This is a genomic window from Chryseobacterium sp. CS2K3 (assembly GCF_059515185.1).
Map to the genome: position 1 here is coordinate 1 of NZ_JCAKRW010000022.1, position 9014 is coordinate 9014.

Annotated in this window: 4 protein-coding genes and 1 pseudogene; 1 reads left to right on the forward strand and 4 read right to left on the reverse strand. The window is 32.9% G+C overall.

Annotated elements, in window-relative coordinates; translation table 11 throughout:
- Positions 1 to 209 precede the first annotated feature (209 nt).
- A complete protein-coding gene (locus AC5YGG_RS20730) occupies positions 210 to 1583 on the reverse strand; it encodes a PQQ-dependent sugar dehydrogenase (protein ID WP_496146338.1) in 1374 nt (457 codons plus the stop codon).
- A gap of 216 nt (positions 1584 to 1799) precedes the next feature.
- Here AC5YGG_RS20730 and secD point away from each other — a divergent pair, with 216 nt between their 5' ends.
- The gene (gene secD, locus AC5YGG_RS20735; protein ID WP_496146339.1) at positions 1800 to 4694 is read left to right on the forward strand and encodes a protein translocase subunit SecD; all 2895 of its coding nucleotides are present in this window, start codon (positions 1800 to 1802) and stop codon (positions 4692 to 4694) included.
- Positions 4695 to 5381: 687 nt separating this feature from the next.
- Here secD and AC5YGG_RS20740 read toward each other — a convergent pair.
- From AC5YGG_RS20740 to AC5YGG_RS20750, 3 genes and pseudogenes are all read right to left on the reverse strand, one after another.
- Positions 5382 to 6107 carry a hypothetical protein gene (locus AC5YGG_RS20740; protein WP_496146340.1) on the reverse strand — a complete coding sequence of 242 codons (726 nt, stop codon included), beginning with the start codon at positions 6105 to 6107 and terminating at the stop codon, positions 5382 to 5384.
- 51 nt (positions 6108 to 6158) lie between these two features.
- Positions 6159 to 7139 (reverse strand): hypothetical protein, encoded by a 981-nt coding sequence (locus AC5YGG_RS20745; RefSeq protein ID WP_496146341.1) that lies wholly within the window; start codon positions 7137 to 7139, stop codon positions 6159 to 6161.
- A pseudogene (locus AC5YGG_RS20750) lies at positions 7139 to 9014 on the reverse strand (hypothetical protein); the annotation flags it as partial. The gene AC5YGG_RS20745 and the pseudogene AC5YGG_RS20750, both read right to left, overlap by 1 nt.

Here is a 9014-nt window from a genome sequence, read left to right on the forward strand (position 1 = left end):
AAGAGAAGAGCCTTTTGTAAATTTAACAAGATATAATTTGCATATGTCTTAGAATACATGAATAAATTATGCTTTAATAGCTGTTTGTAAAACGCTGGTGGTGAAATTTAAAAAAGTTCTGATTTTTTTATTCTATAGTTTTATGTGGTATAATAATGTCATAGACTGCAATTGAGTTGTATTCTTGGCTCTTATTTTGTTTGCAGGTGTCATTTAATAACAATTTTTTGGCTGTAAGATTTCAGGTCGCCGGATTTTAAATTGACAAAATAAACCCCAGCCGGTATTCCCGAAATGTCAATACTTTTGCTATCTGTAATTTGTCCGGACTCTAATACTTTTCGCCCGTCAGCACTGATTATTTCCAAGGTTGCTTTTTTATCCTTTATTCCTTCAATGAAAATTTCCTTACTTGCAGGATTAGGATAAACACTTATTTTTCCTAAGCCATTATTTTCCTGAGTAGCTAAAGTTGCTGTTTTGATCTTAAAGATCTTTCCGCTGTTAACAGCTGCCACATACAGCTCCTTCTGAAAATCCTGTCCAAAGGTAGAAAAGCGGTTTCCGGTGTAAGGAGATGTCCAAATAATAGAATTATCAGGGTTCAGAATACCTATCTGTGTAGAGCAATAATCTGCAAAGAAATATTTGCCCTGTAATGAAGGATATTCTGGACCTCTGTAAACATAGCCGCCGGTAATGGAGCATTTTCCACCTGAGTGATCATATACGGCAACCGGAAATATCATCGAAGACTGCGGTGGGCATCCTGCTGTATTGTAAGCAGTGTTTCCTTCGTAACATCTCCATCCGTAATTGAGCCCGGCTTGAGAAATAGGCATTTTATTGATTTCTTCTATAGCTCCCTGTCCCACATCTGCAATCCATACATTGCCTGTCTCAGGATCAAAAGAAAATTTCCATCCATTTCTGAGTCCGTATGCCCAAACCTCATCTGCGCCATCTACAGTGGAGCCGGCAAAAGGATTATCTGTCGGAATATTGTAGGGGTTTGTAGCGGCATCTACATCTATTCTCAGCATTTTTCCTAAAAGCACGTTTTTATTTTGAGCATTATTGTTCGGATCTCCGCCACTGCCACCGTCTCCGGTTATGATCCAGAGCTTTCCATCCGGTGCGAAATGTATACTGCCTCCATTATGATTTTCGAAAGGTTTTGGAATATTCAGTAAGATCTTCTCAGAATTAGAATCAGCCACGTTGGGATCTGTAGCACTTACGCTGTATCTTGCGACTACAACATTTCCGGCAGTGTTGTTATAATACACAAAAAAATACCCGTTTGTCAGGTATTGTGGGTGAAATGCAAGTCCAAGAAGTCCTCTTTCTCCGCCATAGACAATTTTCGTTGAAATATCCAGAAAATTAACTGGATTGACGGCTCCATTGGGTTGAATAATTTTTATCATTCCGTTTTGCTGCACTACGAACAATCGGCTGTCATTGGCGTTTGTAATCTCAACCGGGCTGGTAAGTCCGGTGACAAATTCTTCCAAATTAATGCTTTGAGCATTAACAATTAAAGAAGAAAAAATACTAAGGCTAAAAAGTAAATTTTTCATAATATTTTGATAGTTAGTGTGTTGAAATAAGTATGAAAATTTTATACCAATTATATTTTGAAGACTTCACTAAGATACGATGAAAAAATTGTTAAATCTTAAATAGAAATCAGAATACCAATATATCTGAAAATAAACCATTTCTGTTGTTAAAAATTCATAAAATACAAGAAAATCATTATATTTGCCGACTTAATTTAACGTAGTTATAACAAAATGCAAGGAAAAGGACTTATTACAATTGTTGCTATTGTCCTGGGGTTGATCTGCTTAAACGAGCTATTGCCAACCTGGTACGCCAGCAAAATTGAATCGCAGATTGAAGCTGCGAAAGGAAACGAGAAAGAGATCAAACGCATCAAGGAAGATACTCTTAATCTTGGGTATACGAAGCTTTATTATTCTAAAGCTAAAGACAAGGAAATGAAACTTGGTCTTGACTTAAAAGGAGGGATCAACGTTCTATTGGAAATCAACCAGAGAGATTTGGTAAATGATTTAACCAATTATTCAACAAATCCTGTTCTTATTGAGGCTTTAAACAAGACTGATGAAGTTCAGAAAAACTCAACAAAATCTTACATCGACAACTTCTTTGATCAGTTCGATGCGGTAAACAAAGCAAAAGGAACGAACCTTAAGCTTGCGGATCCGGAACTTTTCGGGAATACCAATTTATCTGAAATCAAGTACAACACGGCTGATGAGCAGGTAAAAAGTATTGTTAAAAGAAGAGTAGATCTTTCTGTAGGAACAGCTTTCGAGGTGATCAGAACAAGAATTGACAAATTAGGAGCAATTCAGCCAAACGTTCAGAGAGTACCTGGTACAGCAAGAATTTCTGTAGAGATGCCTGGTATGAAGGATATCGATAAGGTAAAGAAAATGCTTCAGACTTCTGCAAAACTTCAGTTCTGGGAAGTACAGCAAGTACCTGAAATTGCACCTTATTTCCAAACATTGACAACTATGGTTGCTGCAAAAGGAGATTCTATGGGAGTTGCAAAGAATGTAAACTTCATGAACCTTTTACAGCTTGACAAATTAAGAACTAATGGTGTTGCAAATGTAAAGCTATCTGATACTGCTGCTGTAAACAAAATCTTAAACAGCAAAGTAGGAATCGCTGCACGTCCTGCAAACATTAAATATACACAGTTCATGTGGGGTTACAAACCTGAATCTACAAGTCCTGATGATTTAGTATTGTATGCGATCAGAAGTAACATCAACCAAAAAGCTCCGGTAGACGGTGCTGTAGAAACAGCAAACATCAGCTATGACGAACTTGGAAGAGTAGTGGTAGACATGCAGATGGATTCTAAGGGAGCAAAAGAATGGAAAACTTTAACGGAGAAAAACGTTGGAAAACCAGTAGCTGTAACACTTGATAACAGAGTATACACTGCTCCAAACGTTGTAGGTGCTATTCCTAACGGGAGAACTCAAATCTCTGGTAACTTCTCTCAGGAAGAAGCTAAAGAATTGGTTGACGTTTTAGGGGCTGGTAAATTACCTGCAGGTGCAAAAGTAGTTCAGGCTACTCAGGTAGGTCCGTCATTAGGACAGGAATCTATCAACGCTGGTATGATTTCATTTGCTATTGCATTCTTAATTATCATTGTTTATATCATTTTCTATTATGGTGGTGCAGGGGTTTACGCTGTAATCGCAATGGTAATCAACTTATTCTATATTTTCGGAATTATGGATTCCGGAGACTTTACGCTAACGCTTCCTGGTATCGCAGGTATCGTATTGACGATGGCGATGGCGGTAGATACCAACGTAATTATCTACGAAAGAACGAAAGAAGAACTATTTGCTGGTAAGAGCATTTTAGAAGCTTATAAAGATGGTTTCAAACATGCATTAAGTGCAATTATTGATGGTCACTCAACTACGTTATTAACAGCTGTTGTATTGTTCTTCTTTGGAACAGGACCTATCAAAGGATTTGCTTTAACGCTTATGATTGGTATTGTCATGACATTATTCACTTCTGTATTATTATCAAGAGTAATGATCTTCAGCAGACTGAACAAAGGTAAACACCTTTCTGTTTGGACTCCGCCAACGAAGAATTTATTCAGAAATACATGGATTGATTTCATCGGAAAGAGAAAGTATGCTTATATTATTTCTGCTGTTTTAACGGTAATCTGTATCGGATCTATGGTTACTCATGGTTTCAAATATGGTATCGATTTTACAGGTGGTAGAAATTATGTAGTAAGATTTGATAAAGAAGTAAATGCGAACGACGTTGAAGAAAAATTAGTACAATTATTCAAAACGGAAGATGGTAAGAACTCTTCTGTAGAAGCTAAGACTTTCGGAAATGCTAAGCAATTGAAAATCTCTACAGATTACCTTATTGAAGATGAGTCTTTAAAAGCTGACCAGACTATTGAGCAGAAATTATATGAAGGGTTAAAAGGAGATCTTCCTTCTAACATCACTTTAAATGATTTCAAATCTGCAGATAAAGATCACGCGGGTATTATCTCTTCTGAAAAAGTAGGTCCTACTGTGGCAGACGATATTCAGACACACGGTATTTTAGCTGTAGTAGCTGCTTTGGCAGGTATCTTTATCTATATCTTATTCAGATTTAGAAAGTGGCAGTTCTCTTTAGGGGCTGTAGCAGCGTTATTCCACGATGCGGTAATTATCTTAGGAACGTATTCATTACTTCACAAATATATGCCGTTCAATATGGAGATCAACCAGGATTTCATTGCTGCGATCCTTACGGTATTAGGATACTCAATCAACGATACGGTAATTATCTTCGACAGAATTAGAGAATATCTAAAAGAGAAAAAATCATTAACATTGGCAGGATTATTTGACGACTCTATCTCAAGTACATTGGGTAGAACTTTCAACACGTCATTTACTACAATCCTTGTGATCCTTGCGATCTTCATCTTTGGTGGAGATAACCTGAGAGGATTCATGTTTGCCATGTTGATCGGTATCGGATTCGGTACTTACTCATCAATCTTTATTGCATCAGCAATTGCTTATGACTTCCTTAAAAAAGGAAAAGAAGATGAAGTACACGGGAAGACAACTTCCGATAAAGAAGTACTAGCTTCAAAGTAATACGAACTACAATAAATTAATAAAAGCCTTTCGAAAGAAAGGCTTTTTTATTTTTTGTCTATCCAGGTTTTGATATTTCTCAATATTTTCTGTCATTTTATAAAATTAATTAACGGTTAATATATGGTTTGATTTCATCACCAAAAATTACTGTTTCATTTTCAACTGTATATGGATGAATACTTTGGTAATTGCTATCTAAAGAAAGACTTCTGTAACCACAACATCTTTTCCATTAACTGTACCATTCCATGTAATAGCTGTTGCTCGGATATCTTCATCCTTTAGATCTTCTCTTACTCACTGTATTAGTAGATCGTATATCTCGTTTGAATCAGTGGTTTCAGAATAAGCACCAATGTAAGGCAATTCTCCATTTGCTCTGATATATGTACCAAAATGAGCAAACTCACCATTTTCTTTTAGAAATAATTTTGCCTGCTCCATTAGAGAGTTTAGTAATTTTTAAATGTTGTTCATTTAGGATACATTATTTTGATTTTATCCTGCTTTTATGAATATATCCTTCTTGTATTTTCACTAAAAGTAAATATGCTTGCGAAGCAATATCAAAACTTTACTTGTTATATTGTCCGTAATTCATTTTGTTTTTATTATTCTTTTAATTACTGGGGAGAGTCTGGAACGTCATCACTCGATTTTGCCCAACGGATTGGATAACCATTTTTAGTATCTTTTAAATATTACTACATAATTTTTTGAGGAATCAAGATCTTTAATATCAATGATTATAGATTTATAATCTGGAATCGTAATCAGATCTTTTTCTAAATCTAAGCTAAGTAGATCATTATTATCTATTTTTTTAATCTTGGAATAATTTTCATAATCTGCAGGGCAACAGGATTTCAAATCATTCTCTATCATACTTCCGTAGTATTTTATAAAAGCATTATATGATTGATTATAAATTTTTTGTTTATTCGTTTTTACAAAATTTTGAAACCCAATATCATTGTAAATCTTTTCAAATAAGGGAAGAATTGATCCTGAATTTATTTTTTTTGAAATAATATAATTTATAGGTAAATAATTTGATTCTTTTTCATTTCCCATAAAATTAAAACCAACATTATATTTTACATTAATATCAGTCTTATGATTACTTAGAACTTTTATGTTTTTTCCATCAATATTATCTGACTCTAAAAATTGCTTAGTAATATAGATTGTATCATGCTTGTTTATAACTTCATAATCTTCATCAATGCTTTCATCTATGGATGTTAATTCACCAATTGACACATTCAGATCATTATTAATTTTAATGTTTAAATAATTTTTTGACTCTGTTGGGAGTTTTTCAGATGATTGATTAATTTCTTTCTGATTATTTTTTTGGCAGCTAAATATTGAAAAAAAACCAATTAATAAGCCGATTAAATATTTCATAACTTTATGCTTTAAGGCTTTATTACTTAGACTTATATTTTAAAAACAATTTTATTCTCTTATAAGCTCTAGCCAATCCTTATTAATAAAGCGCTTACTTCTAATAAAACATTTTCCATTATCATATTTAAGATAAAAATCATCTAAATCATCCTGATCACATTTTCCTTTAGCATGGAGAATATTTTTTTCATCTATCAATCTGTATTCACCTTCACAACCATAATCTTCTGAATATTTAGCATCAATACTTAAAACAGCTTTGGTTAAAGATTGAATTGTAATAAAATACCCTAAAGAAACTTTTTCTTTGGTATTATTACTAATTGCATCTGCATAAATTTTAAAACTTCCTATTAAGTTTGTATTCTTCGCTGTTTCAGAATCTTCTATTTGAGATGGCTTTTTTTCTATTTTTGTATTATCAGCCTTTTTGTTTTTTACTAATTTAATTTTCCCAAATTCATCTATATGATATTCAGACCAATCTTTTACGCTTGAACCGGATTCATCTTCTGATAAATTAAGTAGAAAAATTTTATTATTATCGATATAGTAATAAAGTTGTTTTACAGTTAGGGCCTCAATATAATTTATTGATTCATAAATAATAATTGAATCCATTATTATTTTATTTTTTTTTATGAATAGGGTCACCTGATTATAAATATCTGCATTTTCAAGATTTTTTGGAGTTGTTTTTTCAATATACAGTTCCAAACCGTTATTAAGGTTTCCAATAATCTTTTTCCCTTTGAGTGAATCTAACTTTGAATAATCAAAATTAATTTTAGATAATATACATTTTGAATCATCTTGTTTAATTTCTTCTTCTGAACGATTAAAATAAGACGATGTCAATAAACACGAAGTATTTATCTGGTTTACAAAGTCTAAATTAGATATCAGCTTATCACCATTCCATTGATTATTTATAGAAACTTGATTGGAATTTATTTTATCTGATTTATTGGCTATTTTTTTACAAGAAAACATTGTAAAAAAACACATTAGAATTACTAAATATTTCATTATTTTTCTTTTATTATTTTTATCGAACTGTTATTAAAGTTTCCAGAATGCAAGTGCGAATTATGCAGCGTCCCACCATTTCTTGCTCTTTTTAATTTTTTACAATACTCATTTACTCCCTTTAAAACTTCAGTAAAATGAAAGAATATTGCACTGTCAATTACCTTTTGATCTTGTGTAATATTTCCTAGATAAAAAGTATCAACACTTCTACCATTACAGTGTTCTTGACTTGGAAAACTTGATCCTTCTGAAAAGCAACTTCCTGAAGTCGTTAACGCATATCCTGACCTTGCAAGATACCCAATAAATCCAGCAAATGCATTTGCACCAGTAAATTTTCTTTGTGTTTTATTAAATATATACGAAATCCTAACATTACCATTTGAATAATTTAAAGCATCTGGCATTCTGACTAATTCAACATCGTTTTTTCCAGCAGAATAAAGCAGCCAAATAATTCCTTTTTTTGGGTGACTACCATATTCTGCAATATCTCCATTAATATATTTAACTCGCCGTGAAGTATTACCTTCTGAAACATTTTTATCTTCAAGAATTTTAGTGTGAGTAGGTTTGGTTTTATATACTTGACCAACACTTTTTTCTTTTGTTTTGTGCCAATCAACTATGCATATTTCATGTTCCTTATCCGTTGAATCATGATATATATACTTATATTTATTTTCATATTCTGATTTGATTTGCTTAGGTATATGTTTCTCAATTATTCCGCTTGAATATATATGATAGGTTACAATATTAGTTGATTTAAAGTCAATTTTTTCATTTTTATCAATACCACATGAAAAACCTATTACTTTATAGTTCTCCCCTTCATTTTTACTATCATAATATCTTTCCAAAATTTCTTTCCTTTGTATTCCATCATCATTTTTATCTACACTTCTATTATTTGTATATTTATCAGTTCCTTTAGAGTATAATAAGTAATTGTCATTTTTGCCGACTCCATCAGGAGCAAAAACCTGCAAGTAAATATCCTCTGGAGTCTTTATTTTATTCTTAGCAGGTTCAAAATATTTTTTCACTTTATCTAATTGTTTAATTTCTCCCATTTGGGCATAACTCAGTTTTAGTCTATTTAAAGCATCATATCGTAGTTGTGTTCCTTTTGTTGCGGTTGTAGACTTGGGAAATTCACCCATTCCTTCCAAAGCATCTTGCGTAAACTGAATTAATCCAACCGCTCTTGAAGACTTTGTACTCTCTTTATGGAAACTACTTATTGTTAATTCTTTAGGATTATCATTTGCAGACTTATATCCTTCTCTATGATGAGCCTTAAAGCTTCCCCAAGTCTCCACTTTGATTACGGCCATTAAGCCGTTGGCCATTTCCATTTTCCTACTTTCTCCCCATAATTCAGAGCAGATTTGTACCACCTTTTTTCTAAAATCACAACTTATTTTTCCTCCCCAAATCAAATCTTTGTATTGTTCTTTACAAATACAACTAGAAAGAGTTTTCCCTTGCTTCGGTTCTTTCACCATCGCTGCACTATCCCCACTCTCCACCTTTGTAGGCTCAGCATCTGCATTCACAGGCATCACCGCAGAAGTTACGGAAGTATCATTATGAATTACTTCTATAAAATAATCCTGTTTTGCACTATCGCTGTCATTATCCTTCGCTTTATCAAACATCTTCTTTGTAAGTTGTACATTATTGAGGTAATTGTTGTCACCAATTAAAATACAATCTTTTTCAAAAATCATATCATTGGTCCATTTGATATTATCTTCCTCCCATATTTTCACCTTCACTTTTTTGTTTTTCATCTCCTTTGCAACAATCTTTATTCTTACAGTAGTCCCTACTTTCGAAGAATGAAGTCTGTTTCCATTGTTATCT